Below are 17,349 nucleotides of genomic sequence, written 5' to 3' on the forward strand. Positions count from 1 at the left end.
GTGGTGTCCAGGAGGACGGTCACGGGTTCTCGCCCCGGAGGTACTCGCCCACCCGGCCCTCGACGGAGTGCCCCGCGTAGACGCGCGGCACGCGGGAACCGATCCGGCAGACGATCTCCTCGCCGATGGTGCCGAGCGCCTCGCCCCACTCCAGGACGGTCATCTCGTCGCGCTCCCCCGTGCCGAACAGCACCACGGTGTCACCGACCTGGACGTCGTCGTCGCCGACGTCCACCAGGAACTGGTCCATCGCGACCCGCCCGGCGATCGGGTACCGCTTGCCGCGGATCGTCACCTCGAGCCGGCCCTGCGCGGACCGCGGGACCCCGTCCGCGTAGCCGAGCGGGACGAGCGCCAGCGTGGTCTCGCGGTCGGTGCGGTACGTGTAGTCGTACGACACCCCGGTGTCGACGGGGACCCGCTTGGTCTTCGCGACCGACGCCGTCAGGGTCATCACGGGTTCGAGGCCGAGGTCCGCCGCGGAGACGCCGTCCGCGCCGGGGATGCCGAACAGGTTCGCCCCCATCCGGACCATGTCCTTCCGGAACTCCTTGCGCTCGAGGCCGGCGAGCGACGCGGCGACGTGCTCGAACGGCAGGTCGAGGCCGAGGTCCTCCGCCCGCTCGATCGCGTCCTCGAACAGCGACACGGCGGCGCGGTCGTCGTCGTCCGAGGACTCCGCCAGGTGCGTGTACGCGGCGACGACCTCGATGCGTCCGGCACGCTCGGCGTCCCGGGCCGTCTCGACCAGGGCGGGCCAGTCGTCGACGGCGGAACCGTCCCGGTGGAGGCCGGTGTCGACGCCGAGGTGCACCCGCGCCGGGCGCTGGTCCACCGCGTCGACCACGCGTTGCAGCTCGGCGACGTTCGAGACGCCGAGGTCCACCGCGGAGTCGATCGCGTCACGGAAGTCGAGGGCCGGGTCGTGCTGCCACGTGAAGAGGTGGACGTCCTCGCCGACGCCGATCGACCGCAGCCGGAGCGCGGCCGGGACGGTGAGGACGCCGATCCAGCGGATGCCGGCATCGACGGCCGCGAGGGCGATGGGCTCGAGACCGTGCCCGTACGCGTCGGCCTTCATGATGGCCATCACCTCGACCGGGTCCATCCACCCACGGACCCGCTCGAGGTTCGCGCGGTACGCGTCGAGGTCGATCTCGGCCTGGCGCAGGGGCGCGCTCACGTCGTCCTCCGTTCGATGCTCCGGCCGAGCCGGGCCACCACCTCGTAGTTGATCGTGTCGACGGCGGCCGCCCAGTCCTCGACGGCGGGGTCGCCGTTCGCCGGGTCGCCCCAGAGGACGACCTCGTCGCCGGCGGCCACCTCGGCGTCGCCGATGTCGATGTGCATGGCGTTCATCGCCACCCGGCCGACGACCGGGAAGCGTCGGTCGCCGATGCGGACCGAGACGTGGTTGCCGAACGCACGGTCGAAGCCGTCCGCGTACCCGAGTCCGATCACGGCGAGCCGGGTGTCCGACTCCGCACGCCACGTGTAGCCGTAGCTGACGCCGTCCCCAGCGGGCACGACGACCGTGCGGAGGACCGCCGCCGTCACACGCATCGCCGGGCGGAGGCCCAGCTCGGCGGACGTCCGGTCCGCGAACGGGCTCAGCCCGTAGAGCGCGATCCCGATGCGGGCCAGGTCACGGCGGGTCTCCGGGACCGCGATGCTCGCGGCGCTGGCGGCCAGGTGCACCACGTCCGGCACGATCCCCCGCGACGACAGGCCGTCGAGCGCCCGCTGCAGTGCGGCGTCCTGGTCGAGGTCGTCGGTGCGTGAGGCGTTCGACAGGTGCGACATCAGTCCCTCGACGCGGGTCCGGGCACCGCCGCGGGCGAGCGACGCCGCACGGTCGAAGAGCTCCGACCACTCGGACTCCACCGCGCCGTTCCGGCTGAGGCCCGTGTCCACGCAGATGTGCACGGCGCGGACCTCGGCGTCGGCGGCGCTGGAGAGCTGCTCGACGCTGGAGACGGCCGGGGTGATCCCGAACTGGGCGGCACGACGGAAGTCCTCGTCCGGGGCGTGCAGCCACGCGAGGATGCGGACCCCCTCGTCGATGCCGGCCTGCCGGAGCGCGATGCCCTCGTCGATGTCCGCGACGCCGAGCCACTCCGCACCGGCGTCCACGAACGCCTGCGCGGCCGCAGCCGCGCCGTGGCCGTACGCGTTCGCCTTGACGACGGCGATGACGCCGGACGGGGCCACCTGTTCGGCGACCGTCGCGTAGTTGGCGATCAGGGCCTCCCGGTCGACCGTGATCCCGGTGAACGCACTCAAGCCGTGTCCTCTGTCCCCTCGATGACCACGAAGGCCGTGGCGATCCCCCCATCATGGGAGAGCGACAGGTGCACCGCCGTGACGCCACGCGCGTCGGCCACCCGCCGGGCACCCTCGTGGAGCGTCAGCGACGGGTTCCGCTGGTCGTCCGAGACCACCTCGAGCTCCTGCCAGCTGAGCCCAGCACTCGACCCGAACGCCTTGATCAGCGCTTCCTTCGCGGCGAACCGCGCCGCGAGGGACGCGATCGGTCGGGGCTCGCCGTCACGGACGAGCTCCGACGTCGTGAACAGGCGCGTCCGCATCGCGGGCGTCCGTGTCAGGACCCGCTCGAACCGCTCCAGGTCGACCACGTCGACCCCGATGCCGATGATCACGCGCGACTACTCGACGGTGACCGACTTCGCGAGGTTGCGCGGCTGGTCGACGTCGAGGCCCTTCGCGGCCGCGAGCTCCATGCCGAACATGTGCAGCGGTGCCACGGCGAGCAGCGGCTCGAAGAGCGGCGTCGCGAGCGGGATCCGGAGGACCTCGTCGGCGAAGGGCAGCACCGCGGCGTCGCCCTCTTCGGCGATGGCGATCACCCGGGCGCCGCGAGCGCGGATCTCCTGGATGTTCGACACCACCTTCGGGTGCAGCGAACGGGCGTCACGCGGCGACGGCACGATGACGAAGACGATCTGCCCCGGCTCGATGAGCGCGATCGGACCGTGCTTCAGCTCACCGGCGGCGAAGCCCTCGGCGTGGATGTACGCGAGCTCCTTGAGCTTCAGCGCGCCCTCGAGTGCGATCGGGTACCCGACGTGGCGGCCGAGGAACAGCACACTGCGGGTGTCCGCCATCCACTTCGCGAGCTCGGCGACACCGGAGGCGTCCTCGATGGTCTGCTGCAGCTTCGCCGGCAGCGCTTCGAGCTCGGCGACCTGCACGGCGACCTGCTCCGCCGTCAGGGTGCCGCGGATCGTGGCGAGGTGCAGCCCGAGCAGGTACAGCGCGACACCCTGCGCGAGGAACGCCTTCGTCGACGCGACGGCGACCTCCGGCCCGGCGTGCGTGTAGATCACGGCGTCGGACTCGCGCGGGATCGTGGCGCCCTGGGTGTTGCAGATCGAGAGGACCTGCGCGCCCTGCTCCCGCGCGTACTTCACGGCCATCAGCGTGTCCATGGTCTCGCCGGACTGGCTGATCGACACGACGAGGGTGTTCTCGTCGAGCACCGGGTCTCGGTAGCGGAACTCGTGGGCGAGCTCCACCTCCACCGGGACGCGTGCCCACTGCTCGATGGCGTACTTGCCGAGGATGCCGGCGTACGCCGCGGTGCCGCAGGCGATGACGATGACGCGGTCGACCTGCTGCAGGCGCTCCGCGATCGGGTCGAGGTCGTGCAGGGTGACCGCGCCGTCGTGCACGCGGCCGAGGATCGTCTTCGCGACGGCCTCGGGCTCCTCGCTGATCTCCTTCGCCATGAAGGAGGACCAGCCGCCCTTGTCCGCGGCGGACGCGTCCCAGTTCACCTCGAACTCGTTCGCCTCGGCGGGGGTGCCGTCGAAGTGGATGACGTCGACGCCGTCCGGGCGGATCGTGACGATCTCGTCCTGACCGATCGACAGGGCACGCTGCGTGTACGCGACGAACGCGGCGACGTCCGAGCCCATGAAGTTCTCGCCGTCGCCGAGCCCCACCACGAGGGGCGAGTTGCGACGGGCGCCGACGACCACGCCCGGCTGGTCGGCGTGCACGACGAGGAGCGTGAACGCGCCCTCGAGCCGCTGCACGGTCTGCTGCATGGCGCTCGTCAGGTCGCCGGTGGCACGGAAGGCGCGGGCGACGAGGTGCGCCGCGACCTCGGAGTCGGTCTCGCTGAGGAACTCGACGCCCTCGGCGACGAGTTCGGCACGCAGCTCGGAGAAGTTCTCGATGATGCCGTTGTGGATGAGCGCCAGCTTGCCGCCGTCCGCGAGGTGCGGGTGCGCGTTCTCGTCCGTCGGGCCGCCGTGGGTCGCCCAGCGGGTGTGCCCGATGCCGGTCCCACCGTCGGCGATGGGGTGCGATTCGAGCTCGTCCACGAGGGCCTGGAGCTTGCCGGCCTTCTTGGCCGAGGTCAGGTCACCGGACGGGTCGATGACCGCGATGCCGGCCGAGTCGTACCCGCGGTACTCGAGCCGACGGAGACCACCGAGGAGCACGTCCGTGCTGCTGTTGCTGCCGACGTAGCCGACGATTCCACACATGGTCCCGATCCTACGATGTGCCGGGGACTGCTCCCTGCGAGGAGACCTGATCGATACTGATCTGGCGGTCTGCCGCTTTCTGGCAGAGTCTCATCGAAACGACAGACAGCACTAGAATCTGTCAGATGCACGCCGAACTGAACCCCTATGCGCCTGGCGCCGGTCTGCGCCCACCGGAGCTCGTCGGGCGTCAGGCCGAAGTGGACGCGTTCGACCTCCTCGTGGCCAGGTCTCGACGGGGGCAGACCTCCCGGAGCCTCGTGCTGCACGGACTGCGCGGCGTTGGGAAGACGGTGCTGCTGAACCAGTTCCGAGCACAAGCCGACAGCGCTGGATGGCTCGTCGTCGACGTCGAGGGGCAGACCTCGGACTCCGGGCAGCAGAACACACGCCGACGTCTCGCGCGCGAGATCGCGCTCGCCGCCCGCCGCCTCCACCGCGGGCGGACTGTCACCTCCGCAGTGCGGAATGCGCTCGCGACCGTGAAGGCGTTCAGCGTCCAGTTCGGTGGACTCGGGTTCTCGATCGACATCGATGCTTCTGTCGGACGGGCCGACACCGGAGTGATCGAGATCGACCTCGAGGAACTCGTCGAGGACCTCGCCCCGGCGCTCCGCGAGCAGCAACGTGTCCTGGCCCTGTTCATCGACGAGCTGCAGGACCTGGAACCTGCACTCCTTGCAGCACTGATCTCCGTGCAGCATCGCGCCGGACAGCGAGACTGGCCCTTCGTCGTCGTCGGCGCAGGGCTGCCGAGCGTGCCGGGGACCCTGACGGCCGCCAAGTCGTACGCGGAGCGGCTCTTCGACTACCGAGAGATCGGATCGCTGCCGTCCGGCGCCGCGGCCGATGCTCTCGTCCTGCCAGCGCGACGCTCCGGCGTGTCCTTCGATGCGCCCGCGCTCGACATCCTCGTGGACGCAGCGGGCGGCTATCCGTACTTCCTGCAGACGTACGGGTCCGCCGCCTGGGACCTGGCCGCCGACAAGCGGATCACCGAAGCTGACGCGATCGGGGCAATCGACCGGGGCAATGCCGAGCTCGACAGCGGATTCTTCCCCGGCAGATGGGCCAGCGCCACTCCTTCAGAGCGGCAGTACCTCGTCGCCATGGCCGAGGACGCCACTGGGGAATCGTCGACCGGTGAAGTCGCATCTCGGCTCGGCGTGCCCGCCAAGGCAACGAGCCAAGCGCGTCACGCACTCATCGGGAAGGGCATCGTGTTCTCACCGCAGCGCGGCCGCATCGCCTTCACAGTGCCGAACATGTGCGAGTTCGTCCGCCGTCAGGCCGATCTCGACCTCGACGACTAGCGTCCGGGCCATGGGACGTTTCGACGAGATCGACATCACGACGCTGCACGGTGAGCACACCACGTTCGGCGCGTACGCGGACAAGGCGGTGCTCGTGGTGAACGTGGCGTCGCGCTGCGGGCTCGCACCGCAGTACGAGCAGCTCGAGGAGCTGCAGAAGACCTACGGACCGCGCGGCTTCACGGTCCTCGGGTTCCCGAGCAACCAGTTCCTGCAGGAGCTCGGTTCGTCGGAGGCCATCGACGAGTACTGCTCCACCACGTGGGGTGTGACGTTCCCGATGTCCGAGAAGGTGAAGGTGAACGGCGGCGGTGCGCACCCGCTCTACAAGGAGCTGAAGCAGACCCCGGACGCGACCGGCAAGGCCGGCCGGGTGATCTGGAACTTCGAGAAGTTCCTCGTCGCACCGGACGGCACCGTGTCCCGCTTCCGTCCGACGACGAAACCCGACGCACCCGAGGTGATCGCGGCCATCGAGGCGGCCCTGCCGACGACGTGACCGGCGTGCGCGACGCACCACGGGCCTCCCGTCTGGTTACGCTCGATCCCATGCCGATCCCGGAGACCGCCGTCGCGCACCCCACCCCCTTCGTGGAGATCCCGCGCGCGGAGTGGTCGCAGCTCGCCCCCAAGGAGCACCTCTCCCTGACCGAGACGGAGATCGTCCAGCTCCGCGGGCTCGGCGACCGCCTCGACATGCAGGAGGTGCAGGAGGTCTACCTCCCGCTCTCGCGACTCCTGACGCTGTACGCGGCGGGGGCGAAGCACCTGCACGCGGAGACGAGCCGGTTCCTCGGCGACCGAGCCGGACGCACCCCGTTCGTCATCGGCGTCGCGGGCTCCGTCGCCGTCGGCAAGTCCACCGTCGCCCGCCTGCTCCGCGAACTCACGAAGCGCTGGCCGGACACCCCGCGTGTGGAACTCGTCACCACCGACGGCTTCCTGTACCCGAACGCCGAGCTCGAGCGCCGCGGGATCATGGACCGCAAGGGCTTCCCCGAGTCGTACGACCGCCGGTCCCTGCTGCGCTTCGTCAGCCAGGTGAAGAGCGGCGCGACCGAGGTGCGTGCGCCGTTCTACTCGCACCTGGTCTACGACATCGTGCCGGACGCCGAGATCGTCGTGCGCCAGCCCGACATCCTCATCGTCGAGGGCCTCAACGTGCTCGCGCCGCCGATGCACGGACGCCTGGCACTGTCCGACCTGTTCGACTTCACCATCTACGTCGACGCGAAGACCCGGGACATCGAGTCCTGGTACGTCGACCGCTTCCTGGCCCTGCAGGAAGAGGCGTTCTCCAGCCCCGACTCGTTCTTCCACCGGTTCGCGTCGCTCTCGCGTGAGGACGCCGTGGCGACCGCGACGCAGGTCTGGCGCGCGATCAACGAGCCGAACCTCGTCGAGAACGTGCTGCCGACCCGTTCCCGGGCGACCCTCGTGCTGAAGAAGGCCGCCGACCACAAGGTGTCGTCGGTCCTGCTCCGCAAGATCTAGCGCGCGGCGGACGCGCGGCGCGGCGCCCGCGGCCGCGGACAGGCGCCCGTGGCCGCGGTGCGGACCGGCGGCGCACAACGAAAACCCGCTCGAACCACGGACGGCCGTGGTGCGAACGGGTTTCGGTTGCTCAAGGACAGACAGCACCGCACGCGGCACGGCAGCGGCACCGCACGCGGCGGCACCGCGCCGCCGCGCTACGCCGCGTCGAGCGCCAGGCGCTCCTCGACGACCGCCGCGAGCTCCTCGGCGACCCGCTGCGCGGTCTCCTGCGACGCGGCCTCGACCATCACGCGCACGACGGGCTCGGTGCCCGACGGACGCAGCAGCACGCGGCCGGTGTCGCCGAGCGACTCGGACGCCGCGGCGACGGCGTCCTGCACGCCCTGGTCAGCGAGTCCGTGCCGGTCGACACCGCGGACGTTCAGCAGCACCTGCGGGAACACCGTCATGCACGATGCGAGCTCCTCGAGGGACTTGCCCGTCCGCGCCATCTCGGCGACGAGGTGCAGGCCGGTGAGGATGCCGTCGCCCGTGGTGGCGTACTCCTGGAAGATGATGTGGCCGGACTGCTCGCCGCCGAGCGAGTACCCGCCCTCGTTCATCTTCTCCAGGACGTAGCGGTCGCCCACCCCGGCCTCGATCACGGTGATGCCCGCGTCGGACATCGCACGCTTGAGCCCGAGGTTCGACATCACCGTCGCGACGAGGGTGTCGGACACCAGGTGCCCACGCTCCTTGAGGGACAGCGCGAGGATCGCCATGATCTGGTCGCCGTCGATCGCGTTGCCCGCGGCGTCGACCGCCAGGCAGCGGTCCGCGTCGCCGTCGTGCGCGATGCCGACGTCGGCGCCGGCTTCGAGCACCGCACGGGCGAGGTTGTCGATGTGCGTGGACCCGACACCGTCGTTGATGTTCCAGCCGTCCGGCTCGGCACCGATCAGGGTGACCTTCGCGCCGGCGTTGACGAACACCTCGGGCGAGACACCGGCGGCGGCACCGTTCGCGCAGTCCAGCACGACGTGGATGCCGTCGAGCCGGTGCGGCAGCGTGCCGAGCAGGTGCACGACGTAGCGGTCCTCCGCGTCGGCGAACCGGGTGATCCGGCCGACGCCGATGCCGGTGGGCGTAGGCGCAGACTGGTCGTGCATCGCGGCTTCGATGCGGTCCTCGACCTCGTCGGGCAGCTTCTTGCCGCCCGTCGCGAAGAACTTGATCCCGTTGTCCGGGGCCGGGTTGTGCGATGCGGAGATCATCACGCCGAAGTCAGCGTCGATGTCCGCGACCAGGAACGCGGCAGCGGGAGTGGGGATGACCCCGGCGTCGAGGACGTCGACGCCGGCGGAGGCGAGCCCGGCCGCGACCGCGGCACCCAGGAACTCACCGGAGACGCGCGGGTCGCGCGCCAGGACCGCGCGGGGGCGCGGTCGGCCGGACGCCCGACGGGCGTCCGCATGGTGTCCGTGCGTGAGCACGGCCGCGCTCGCCTGGGCAAGACCCAGTGCGAGCGCGGCCGTCAACTCGCCGTTGGCGAGGCCACGAACGCCGTCGGTACCGAACAGACGCGGCATTGCATCCTCCGCCGTCAGGCGATCAGCGCTTCGAGAACTGCGACGCCTTGCGGGCCTTCTTGAGACCGGCCTTCTTGCGCTCGATGACGCGAGCGTCACGGGTGAGGAAGCCAGCCTTCTTGAGGATCGCGCGGTTGTTCTCGCGGTCGATCTCGTTCAGCGTGCGCGCGATGGCGAGGCGGAGTGCGCCGGCCTGGCCGGAGGGGCCGCCACCCGTGATGCGGGCGGTCACGTCGTAGGAGCCGAGGAGCTCGAGCACCTTGAACGGGTCGTTGATGAGCTGCTGGTGCAGCTTGTTCGGGAAGTAGTCCTCGAGCGAACGGCCGTTCACCACGAAGGTGCCGGAGCCCGGGACGAGGCGCACGCGGGCGATGGCCTCCTTGCGGCGCCCGACGGCACCGCCGGAGACGTTGAGGATCTGACGGGGAGCTGCCTCGGTAGCGGCGGGTGCGCTCTCCGTGGTGAAGCTCTCCGGGGTCTGGTCGAGGGAGTCAGCGATCTGAGCCATGAGTTTTCTCTAGTCCTTGGAAGTCGTCGTGGCCGCTGTTACTGCGAGACCTGGTCGAAGGTGTACGTCTTGGGCTGCTGCGCGGCGTGGGGGTGCTCGGCACCCGCGTACACCTTGAGCTTCTTGAGCTGCTCGCGGCCCAGCGTGTTCTTCGGGAGCATGCCGCGGATCGCCTTCTCGACGGCGCGGGTGGGGTGCTTCTCGAGCATCTCCGGGTAGGAGGTCGCCGTGAGGCCGCCCGGGTAACCCGAGTGGCGGTAGTAGACCTTCTTCGCGAGCTTGGAGCCGGTGAGGGCGACCTTGTCCGCGTTCACGATGATGACGTAGTCACCCATGTCCATGTGCTGGGCGAAGGTGGCCTTGTGCTTACCGCGGAGGAGCGCGGCGACGTGCGAGGCGAGACGGCCGAGGACGACGTCGGTCGCGTCGATGACGATCCAGTCGTGCTGGACGTCTGCCGGCTTCGGTGAGAACGTGCGAGTCACAGGAGTGCTGCTTTCGTGTCGAGGTGAGGAGTCCGTGAATCCCGCTCCGGTGGGGGTTCTGCGAGGCGGATGCCCGGCGAACGTCCCGGTGGAGGGCTCATCTGACTGTCTGGCGCACGTGGCGCGCAGACCAAGGTGAGAGCCTACCGGACGCGACTCACGTCGGTCAAACGCGGGCGCGTGGGCGTGCGCTGGGGTCGACCGCGCAGACGTTGCGATGCACGGTCCGCCACGGGCCGTGTCCTGCGCACTCGTCGCGGTCGTGGACGCGACCAGCAGACGGACGGGAGGCCCGGTGCCAGCCGGCACCGAGCCTCCCGTCCGTCATCTGCCTACGCGGCGCGACGACGGCGCACGACGAGCACACCGGCTCCGGCTGCGAGCAGCAGCAGCGCGGCGGCGATGCCGCCACCGAGCTCCGCACCCGTGAAGGCGAGCGCGCCGACCGAGGCCGCACCCGTCGCCGGGTCGATCGTGACCCGCAGGGTCACCGTGCCCGTGGTCGGACCGGTCACGACGATCGTGTGCGTCCCGGCCGAGACCGACGCGGGGATGGTCAGCCGGCCGGACAGGTCGCCGTCGTCGTCCGCGACCACCGATCCGAGGAGGACCGGGTCCGAGTGCAGTTCGACACGGGTCCGCTCGTCGGCCGCGAAGCCCGAACCGGCCAGCGTGAAGGTGCCGCCGACGCGCAGGTCGCCCGAGACGGAGAGGGTCGCCGGCGACGTGCCGGGCTCCGACGGGTCGGCGCCCGGGTCGGTCGGGTCGGTCGGGTCGGTTCCCGGGTCGGTCGGGTCGGTCGGGTCGGTCGGGTCGGTCGGGTCGGTCGAGCCGTCGGCCAGGTCGAAGCCGACCAGGATCGGGTCGTGGTCGCTCGCCCGGTACACGTCGTCCCTGTACAGGTTCGACGCGTTGTAGTTGAAGCGGCTGTACTCCAGGGCCACCGACTCGGTCGAGTTGATGTTCCAGATGTCCACGCCCGTCACGCTCGCCAGTGCGGCCGGGGATGCGAGCACGTGGTCGAGCGAACCGCTCAGCCCGCTGAAGACGTACGACCACTCCGAGGAGTCCAGCGCCGGACCGAGGTCCGTGTAGCCGGCGTCGCCGAGGACGACCATCGGGTCCTCCTGGCTGTACGCGTTGAAGTCGCCGAGCATGAACACCTTGTCGGTGCCGTACTGCTGCTGCATCGTCGTCGAGAAGGCGGCGAGCGCCGTGGCCTGCCGCACGCGGTCGGCGTTCGAGGCGCCCTGACCGTCGCCCTGGTCGGCGTTCTCGCCGGTGCCGGAGCCCTTCGACTTGAAGTGGTTCGCGATCACCAGGAACTCGTCGTCCGCGCTGCCGCCGACCGGACGGAAGGCGTCGGCGACGGGCTGCCGTGCGTTCGTGAACGCGTCGTCGAGCAGGATCGTCGACGCACCCGTCGGCGCGACGCGGGCCTGCTTGTAGATGAGCGCGAGGCGGATGACGTCCTCACTGGCGGGGACGACCGCGGGGGACTTCACGTACGCCCAGGTGTCCGTGCCGGTCGCGGCGTTCAGGGCACCGACGAGGGTGGCGACCGCGGCGTCCCGGTCCTCGCCGAAGCGGGCCGAGTTCTCGATCTCCTCGAGGGAGACGACGTCGGCGCCGAGGCCGTTGATCGCCGTGACGATCTTCGCCTGCTGGCGCTGGAAGTCCTCTTCCTCCGCGGCACCGCGGGCGTCGCAGCCGGAGTTCACCGTGACGGGGTCGCCCGCGCGGTCGGTGTAGTACGTGCAGCCGGTGAGCTGGTCGCCGGTGGTCGGGAAGTAGTTCAGCACGTTGAACCCGGCGAGCTTGAGGTCACCGCCGACGTCAGCGGGCTCCGCGGTGCGCACGTTCGAGAACGTGGCGGGCAGGTCGGTCGTCGCGGTGGCGCCGGTGATCGGTGCCGTGGGCTGGAAGGCCCAGCCGCCGTTGCGGTAGTCCAGGACCACGGGCTTCGTGAAGGTCGTGGCGGCGCCCACCGTGACCGGGGCGTCGTTCGTCAGCCACGGTACCGGGATGTTGCGGGCCGACTGGTCCGAGCCGTCGTACGGCAGGAAGTTCGTGCTCGCGCCGTCGTCGAGCGTGACCTTGCGGGCGGCGTTGTCCGCTTCGACGGCCTTCGCCGCGGCGCTCCCGGGGCGGGCGACCTCGGTCGGCTGGAGGAGCCGCTTCGTGCCGCTCGCCAGGACGACCTCGCCGTACTGGTTCGTCGTGTAGTTGTCGGCGACCGTGTAGTCGCCCTGCGGTGCGACGAGCATGCTCTCGAGGGACTCGCGCTGCGCATCGGTCGACGGGAACGCGACGGCGGCTGGCTGCGGCGCCGGCACGGCCCCCGCGAGCGTCGTCACGTCGGCGGCGCTCGTGACCGTGAGCTCGGTGAGGCCCTTGTACTCCGAGACCGCGCCGGTCAGCTCGAGGTGGTCACCCTCGTGCACCGAGGCGACGGTGGCGGGCGAGTACACGAAGACCGCGTCCGACGCCGTGTGCGCGGCGAGGTCGAGCGCGCCGCCGGTGCCGGGAGTCTGCACGGTGTAGCCGTTGAACCCACCGGTCGCGTACACCGCGGTGACGACGCCCGTCGTGACGACGTTCTTCCCCGCGTACGGCGAGGTGTCCGTCGTGCCCTGCAGCTGCGCGATGGTGACGGGCTCGGCGGGGCCGGCGGGCTCGGTCGGCTCCGTCGGGGTGGTCTCGATCGGCGTCGCGGTCTCGCCCGCGGCGTTCGTCGGCGTCAGCTCCTGCGTCTTCGTGAAGTCCGCCGCGTTGTCGTCGGTGTCGGTCGAGCCCGCGCGGACGAAGGCGTCCGGCACCGAGTTCGCGGTCCCGGCGACGGCGACGTCCGACTCGAACGTGGTCGCGGTGCCCCAGCCGAGCAGGTCGACGACACCCTCGGTGGTGTCCGTGACCGACCCTGCCGGGAGCGCCACCGCCGCGGTCTGGTCCGCGAGCACCAGCACCCCGCCGCCACCACCGGGGTTGAGGCCGAGCGTCGCGTCGGGCGTCGGCAGGTCGTAGCGGGCGTTCGCGCCGTTGCTGCCGAGCTGCACCAGGTACGTGCCGTGCGCCGGGACCGTGCCGCTCAGCGGCGCTGCCGAGACGTTCGAGCCGGTGGCCGGCGGACGGTACTGCAGGGACCACGTGCCGAGGTCGACCGGGGCGTCGGTCGGGTTGCCGATCTCGACGAACTTCTGCGCGGAGAAGGCGCCGGCGCTGCCGCCCTTGACGTAGGCCTCCTGGATGACGAGGCCCGTGCCGGTGGTGTTCGCGCTGGCGGCGGTGACGGTGACGAGTGGTGCTGCGAGGAACGTCGCGGCGACCGTGGCGCACAGCAGAGTGCGTCCGACGTGCTGTTGCATGCTGACCTTCGGTTCGAGAGCGGGAAACCCTCAGACCGTACAGACCTGCAGAGTCGCTCAGGTTGCGGTCAGGTAAACCATTGCACTCGGCAACATCAGTCCTCCGACAGCAACCGCAGTGCCAGCACGCCGACCGTGATGACGTACCAGCCCACGAGGTTGCTCTTCTTCTTCGCGAGGACCAACGACAGCGCGGCCGCGCTCGCTGCGATCGCGAGCGCCACCCACCGCACAGAGGGTGCCTGGCCACTCACACCGATCGCGAACATCGCCACGGTGGCAATGGCCACGAGCGCAGCCTGCAGCGTACGACGAAGCGGCCCCCTCGTCTGGGCTCGATTTTCGCTCACGTCGATACCGCTCTCGTTCGAAACCAACCGACGACCACGGGGATGAGGACCCAGATGAGGCCCGAAGTGGCCGTCGGCACCGCTGGCGCCATCCCGGTCAGTCCGCTCTGCAGCGTGCTGAAGCGGACGTACTCGCTCCAAGGGCCGAGAAGAGTCAGGACGACGTCGAGCACGAGCACGAGCAGCACCACGCTCACGAGACCGAGAGCGAGAGACCGCACCGTTGCACCGATACCAAAGCCGAATGTCGCTGAGGAGAATGCCAGCGCGGCGACCTGGCCGATCGCACCCACGAGCGCGAAGGTCGAGATGCGACCGCCGATGAGGACAGCGGTGACCGTACAGGAGGCCGCAACCACGATCGTGAAGAGCACGAGCGCACCGGTGACGATTCCGCAAGCGGCACCGCGGGCCACATAGAGCCGGCCCCGGGTGTTCCCGCTGAGCACGCCGTCACGCTCTCCGCCCCGTGCCGCATCACCAACACCGATCACGACCCCGACGATCGACGATGTCAGAGCGGCTGGAAGCCCCGCCATCACGATGAGTTCCCCCACCTCGAACGACGGGACCCGCGTCACCGCGGAGACACCGAAAGCCCCGCAAGCGACGACGGTCGCGACGAGAACGCCGTAACCGACCCACGCGCCGACCGTGTCGATCTGCTTGCGCAGCTCAATTTGTACAGCTCGCGAAAAGGGCGTCATCGCCGCACCTCGGATTCGAATTCTGCGGAAGACACAGTGACGTAGAGGTCCTCGAGAGTCCTGGCCGCGGGAGCCGCCCGGAATACTTCAAGGCCGATCGACACGGCTAGCCGGATCACCTCGGGAGGCGGGGCATCCACATTGAGCGTCCGCGCTGTGGTCGTGACGCTGATGCAGCGCTCGGCGAGTGCTCTCGAGAGCACGCCCGGATCGTTCACCTCGATCCTGCAGGCCGTCTTGCCGACTCCATTGACCGGCTCGATCCATGCGATCACCCCCTGACTGACCACGATCGCGGTGTCGATCAGCGCCTCGAGCTCTCCGAGCAGATGACTCGAGACGATCACAGTGGCACCGTCACGCTTCAATGCAGCGATCACACCCCGCATCCACGCGATGCCGTTCGGGTCCAAGCCGTTCATCGGCTCGTCGAGGAGCACCAGGGACGGACTTCCGAGAAGCGCGACCCCGATCGACAACCGCATCTTCATCCCGAGAGACAGTGAACCGACCCGACGGCCGAGGGCAGAATGGAGTCCGACTCGCCGCGCAGCCTCGGGAACGACCGCTTTGTCGACGCCGACGTAGAGACTTCGCAGGGTCAACGTCTCTCTCACAGTGCGCCCCGAGTGCATGGGCACGTCGCTGAAAACCGCCCCAACGGGCTCCCCACGTTGCCATGGCGTCCCGCGCAGCGCGCCGGAGGTCACTGGCGTGAATCCGGCGATGACAGACAACAACGATGACTTGCCAGCGCCGTTCGGGCCGATCAGGCCGTACACGTGGCCAGGCAGCAGTTGCATCGACACCGCCCGCAGTCGCGGTCGTCCTCGTCCCCGCCCTCGAAGCCCGACGTTTGCGAGTTCGATCATCGATCGGCTCCCTTCCCAGGAGTCGGAGCGAGCCGGTCGCAGCCCGCTCCGACCCGTCCGATCAACCGAAGAAGTAGTTCCAGAGCTGGCTGAACAGCTCTTGCACGCTCATCTGACCGAGCGCGGTGATGCCGGCCCGGATCCAGCTGGCAAGCCCGTTCCACCACTTCTTGAACGCGTTCAGGCCGCTCTTCAGCGCACTCTTCATCGCTGGGATGATCGACGAGGCGTTGTTCTTGACCCAGTCGATGATCGGCTTGATCGGGATGCCGTCGGTCGATGCCCCGCCTTGTGCTGGAGCAACCACCCCTCCCGATGGGGAAAGCCGGCCCTTTACCGCCCCCACGTTCACGGACGCTCCCACCACGGTCGCGGTCGAGGTCGTGGTCATGGCAATCGGCTGCGCCGAAGCCGCAGATGCTCCCACCGAGCTGAGCATCGCACCAGTGACGATCGCCCCGATGATCCCTACAGATCTGATCTTGTTCATGCTGTCCCCTATCTCGTGTCGGCACCTTTGCCGCGAGAACAGACTGGTAGAACTGACGTTCAGTATTTCACCGTATGCACAACAGTTTACAGGATGGAAACATAGGGGGATGCTGTTCGGTCCGCATCAGGAACCCACCGGCAGCCACTCCCGCCCGACCCGGTGCACCGCGGGCCCGTGCCCCGGCAGGACGATCTCCGGGATCGGCAGCGCCCGCGCGGACTCGACCGCCACCGCTTGGTCCGCCGTGAAGAACGGCGTGATCATCCGTGGACGCGGCGTCCACGACCCCGGCTGCGTGTCGTGGTGGGACACGACGGCGTCCCCGGTGACGATCGCGTCGGCCGCCGGCAGCAGGTACGCGGTGGACCCGGCGGTGTGCCCGACGGCCGGGAACGGGGTGATCGCCCGCCCCTCGAAGTCCCGCGCGGTGAAGGCCCGCGCGGCCGGCACGGTGGTCGGCCGGAGCGCGTCGGAGCGGATTGCCCGGCCGAGCCAACGGAGCACCCGCGGCGACGCCAGGCGCCCACCGATCTCGGCCGGTGTGACCTGCTCGCGGTCCGGTCCACGGACGTTCCCCAGCTCGTCGGCGTGTGCCAGCACCTCGACGTGCGGGTACTGCGCCAGGATCCCGGGGATGCCGCCGACGTGGTCGACGTGCCCGTGCGTGACGTACACACGCCGCAGGTCGTCGAGGTCGTGCCCGGCGTAGCGGACGGTGTCGAGCACCAGGTCGCTGTCGGCCGGGTAGCCGGCGTCGATGAGGGCGACGCCGTCCTCTTCCGCGAGGACGACCCAGTTCGAGACGGGGCCCTCGACGAAGACCACCCCGGGAGCGACGGAGACGACGGACCGGGGTTCGCGGGAAGTCATCCCCCGACGGTATCGGAGCCGCCGTTCGAGGAGCGCCGGGCACGCGTCTGCACGGCCCGCGCGGCGAGCTCCTCGTCCGCCGGGTAGCCGACCTCGGTCAGGGTCAACCCCTTGGCCGGTGCGACCTTGAACGCGCTGGTCCGCTCCCCCGCCACGCGCAACGCTTCGAGACGGTCGGCCCCGAAGCGTCCCTCGCCGACGGCGATGGTCGCCCCCACCATCGCGCGCACCATGGAGTGACAGAAGGCATCGGCCTGGAGGCTCGCCACCAGCACGCCGTCCGGCTCGCGGTCCCAGCGGAACTCCTGGAGCGTCCGGATGGTCGTCGCCCCCTCGCGCGGCTTGCAGAACGCCGCGAAGTCGTGCAGCCCGAGCAGCGTCAGCGCACCGCGCTCCATCGCCGCCGGGTCGAGACGCCCCGGGTACCAGAGCGTGTGCCCCCGACGACGTGGATCGCGGGGGGCGTCGAGGTCCGCGACCCGGTACTGGTACCGCCGCCAGAGCGGGGAGAACCGGGCGTCGAACCCGTCGGGCGCCACTGATGCCCGGGTGACGACGACGTCCCCCTCGGGCCCGGCGAGCCCGTTCAGCCGCTTCACGAGCCCGTCGAGCGGGTCCCGCTGCGCCCCGTCCGCCGGCGTCCGGCGGGGACGGGACAGGGTCGCCCACTGCGCGGCGTCGAGGTCGAGGTGCGCCACCTGCCCGGTCGCGTGCACGCCCGCGTCGGTCCGCCCGGCCACGGTGAGCAGCGGCGGTGCACCCCACCGGGTGAAGACGGTGGCGAGCGCGGTCTCGAGCGCGCCCTGG

General features: G+C 70.1%; 17 protein-coding genes. 3 read left to right on the top strand and 14 right to left on the bottom strand.

Translation table 11 applies throughout. From position 1 onward, the window contains the following. Positions 1-19: 19 nt before the first annotated feature. Genes alr (EDF24_RS01215) through glmS form a run of 4 tightly spaced genes read right to left on the bottom strand, consistent with a single transcriptional unit; the run spans position 20 to position 4,514 of the window. The gene (alr, locus tag EDF24_RS01215) at positions 20-1,183 is read right to left on the bottom strand and encodes an alanine racemase (RefSeq protein WP_185021534.1); all 1,164 of its coding nucleotides are present in this window, start codon (positions 1,181-1,183) and stop codon (positions 20-22) included. Next, entirely contained in the window at positions 1,180-2,283 is a 1,104-nt protein-coding gene (alr, locus tag EDF24_RS01220; RefSeq protein WP_123654791.1) for an alanine racemase, read from the bottom strand. The genes alr (EDF24_RS01215) and alr (EDF24_RS01220) overlap by 4 nt, the downstream gene beginning before the upstream one ends. Further along, the gene (locus tag EDF24_RS01225) at positions 2,280-2,660 is read right to left on the bottom strand and encodes a holo-ACP synthase (protein ID WP_123700867.1); all 381 of its coding nucleotides are present in this window, start codon (positions 2,658-2,660) and stop codon (positions 2,280-2,282) included. Before EDF24_RS01225 ends, alr (EDF24_RS01220) begins: the two co-directional genes overlap by 4 nt. A gap of 6 nt (positions 2,661-2,666) precedes the next feature. Then, positions 2,667-4,514: a glutamine--fructose-6-phosphate transaminase (isomerizing) gene (gene glmS / locus EDF24_RS01230; protein ID WP_123700868.1), complete on the bottom strand. Its 1,848-nt coding sequence runs from the start codon at positions 4,512-4,514 to the stop codon at positions 2,667-2,669. Positions 4,515-4,639: 125 nt separating this feature from the next. On the opposite strand from glmS, the gene EDF24_RS01235 reads away from it, so the two are divergent. From EDF24_RS01235 to coaA, 3 genes are read left to right on the top strand one after another with little or no spacing between them, the layout of a single operon-like run. Beyond that, positions 4,640-5,827 (top strand): ATP-binding protein, encoded by a 1,188-nt coding sequence (locus EDF24_RS01235; RefSeq protein WP_123700869.1) that lies wholly within the window; start codon positions 4,640-4,642, stop codon positions 5,825-5,827. 10 nt (positions 5,828-5,837) lie between these two features. Further along, positions 5,838-6,326, top strand: coding sequence for a glutathione peroxidase (locus tag EDF24_RS01240; RefSeq protein WP_123654795.1), 489 nt, complete (start codon positions 5,838-5,840; stop codon positions 6,324-6,326). A 50-nt stretch (positions 6,327-6,376) separates the two neighbouring features. Beyond that, the gene (gene coaA, locus EDF24_RS01245; RefSeq protein WP_123654796.1) at positions 6,377-7,321 is read left to right on the top strand and encodes a type I pantothenate kinase; all 945 of its coding nucleotides are present in this window, start codon (positions 6,377-6,379) and stop codon (positions 7,319-7,321) included. A 197-nt stretch (positions 7,322-7,518) separates the two neighbouring features. On the opposite strand, the gene glmM is transcribed toward coaA, so the two are convergent. The 10 genes from glmM to EDF24_RS01295 all read right to left on the bottom strand — a co-directional run. After that, complete coding sequence (gene glmM / locus EDF24_RS01250) at positions 7,519-8,892, bottom strand: phosphoglucosamine mutase (protein WP_123654797.1); 1,374 nt, start codon at positions 8,890-8,892, stop codon at positions 7,519-7,521. 22 nt (positions 8,893-8,914) lie between these two features. Continuing rightward, positions 8,915-9,400: a 30S ribosomal protein S9 gene (rpsI, locus tag EDF24_RS01255; RefSeq protein ID WP_123654798.1), complete on the bottom strand. Its 486-nt coding sequence runs from the start codon at positions 9,398-9,400 to the stop codon at positions 8,915-8,917. A 38-nt stretch (positions 9,401-9,438) separates the two neighbouring features. Next, positions 9,439-9,885, bottom strand: a complete 447-nt coding sequence (gene rplM, locus EDF24_RS01260; RefSeq protein ID WP_071292521.1) for a 50S ribosomal protein L13 — start codon at positions 9,883-9,885, stop codon at positions 9,439-9,441. A 332-nt stretch (positions 9,886-10,217) separates the two neighbouring features. Then, positions 10,218-13,250: an ExeM/NucH family extracellular endonuclease gene (locus EDF24_RS01265; RefSeq protein ID WP_123700870.1), complete on the bottom strand. Its 3,033-nt coding sequence runs from the start codon at positions 13,248-13,250 to the stop codon at positions 10,218-10,220. Positions 13,251-13,345: 95 nt separating this feature from the next. Continuing rightward, complete coding sequence (locus EDF24_RS01270; RefSeq protein WP_123654800.1) at positions 13,346-13,540, bottom strand: hypothetical protein; 195 nt, start codon at positions 13,538-13,540, stop codon at positions 13,346-13,348. Between the two features lie 56 nt (positions 13,541-13,596). Next, positions 13,597-14,307: a hypothetical protein gene (locus EDF24_RS01275; RefSeq protein WP_123700872.1), complete on the bottom strand. Its 711-nt coding sequence runs from the start codon at positions 14,305-14,307 to the stop codon at positions 13,597-13,599. Beyond that, positions 14,304-15,179: an ABC transporter ATP-binding protein gene (locus EDF24_RS01280; protein ID WP_123654802.1), complete on the bottom strand. Its 876-nt coding sequence runs from the start codon at positions 15,177-15,179 to the stop codon at positions 14,304-14,306. Before EDF24_RS01280 ends, EDF24_RS01275 begins: the two co-directional genes overlap by 4 nt. Before the next feature lie 61 nt (positions 15,180-15,240). Beyond that, a complete protein-coding gene (locus EDF24_RS18805) occupies positions 15,241-15,669 on the bottom strand; it encodes a hypothetical protein (RefSeq protein WP_148070769.1) in 429 nt (142 codons plus the stop codon). A gap of 126 nt (positions 15,670-15,795) precedes the next feature. Then, positions 15,796-16,542: an MBL fold metallo-hydrolase gene (locus EDF24_RS01290; RefSeq protein WP_123700874.1), complete on the bottom strand. Its 747-nt coding sequence runs from the start codon at positions 16,540-16,542 to the stop codon at positions 15,796-15,798. After that, a partial coding sequence (locus tag EDF24_RS01295) for a tRNA pseudouridine(38-40) synthase TruA (protein WP_148070809.1) occupies positions 16,539-17,349 on the bottom strand: 811 nt, incomplete at its 5' end. The genes EDF24_RS01290 and EDF24_RS01295, both read right to left, overlap by 4 nt.

This window comes from Curtobacterium sp. PhB130 (genome assembly GCF_003755165.1).
GTDB lineage: Bacteria > Actinomycetota > Actinomycetes > Actinomycetales > Microbacteriaceae > Curtobacterium.

Bases quoted from the DNA above. Each gene is read 5' to 3' on its own strand.
- glmS (WP_123700868.1), bottom strand. From the start codon at position 4,514: ATGTGTGGAATCGTCGGCTACGTCGGCAGCAACAGCAGCACGGACGTG.
- EDF24_RS01235 (WP_123700869.1), top strand. From the start codon at position 4,640: ATGCACGCCGAACTGAACCCCTATGCGCCTGGCGCCGGTCTGCGCCCA.
- EDF24_RS01240 (WP_123654795.1), top strand. From the start codon at position 5,838: ATGGGACGTTTCGACGAGATCGACATCACGACGCTGCACGGTGAGCAC.
- coaA (WP_123654796.1), top strand. From the start codon at position 6,377: ATGCCGATCCCGGAGACCGCCGTCGCGCACCCCACCCCCTTCGTGGAG.
- glmM (WP_123654797.1), bottom strand. From the start codon at position 8,892: ATGCCGCGTCTGTTCGGTACCGACGGCGTTCGTGGCCTCGCCAACGGC.
- rpsI (WP_123654798.1), bottom strand. From the start codon at position 9,400: ATGGCTCAGATCGCTGACTCCCTCGACCAGACCCCGGAGAGCTTCACC.
- EDF24_RS01265 (WP_123700870.1), bottom strand. From the start codon at position 13,250: ATGCAACAGCACGTCGGACGCACTCTGCTGTGCGCCACGGTCGCCGCG.
- EDF24_RS01275 (WP_123700872.1), bottom strand. From the start codon at position 14,307: ATGACGCCCTTTTCGCGAGCTGTACAAATTGAGCTGCGCAAGCAGATC.
- EDF24_RS01280 (WP_123654802.1), bottom strand. From the start codon at position 15,179: ATGATCGAACTCGCAAACGTCGGGCTTCGAGGGCGGGGACGAGGACGA.
- EDF24_RS18805 (WP_148070769.1), bottom strand. From the start codon at position 15,669: ATGAACAAGATCAGATCTGTAGGGATCATCGGGGCGATCGTCACTGGT.
- EDF24_RS01290 (WP_123700874.1), bottom strand. From the start codon at position 16,542: ATGACTTCCCGCGAACCCCGGTCCGTCGTCTCCGTCGCTCCCGGGGTG.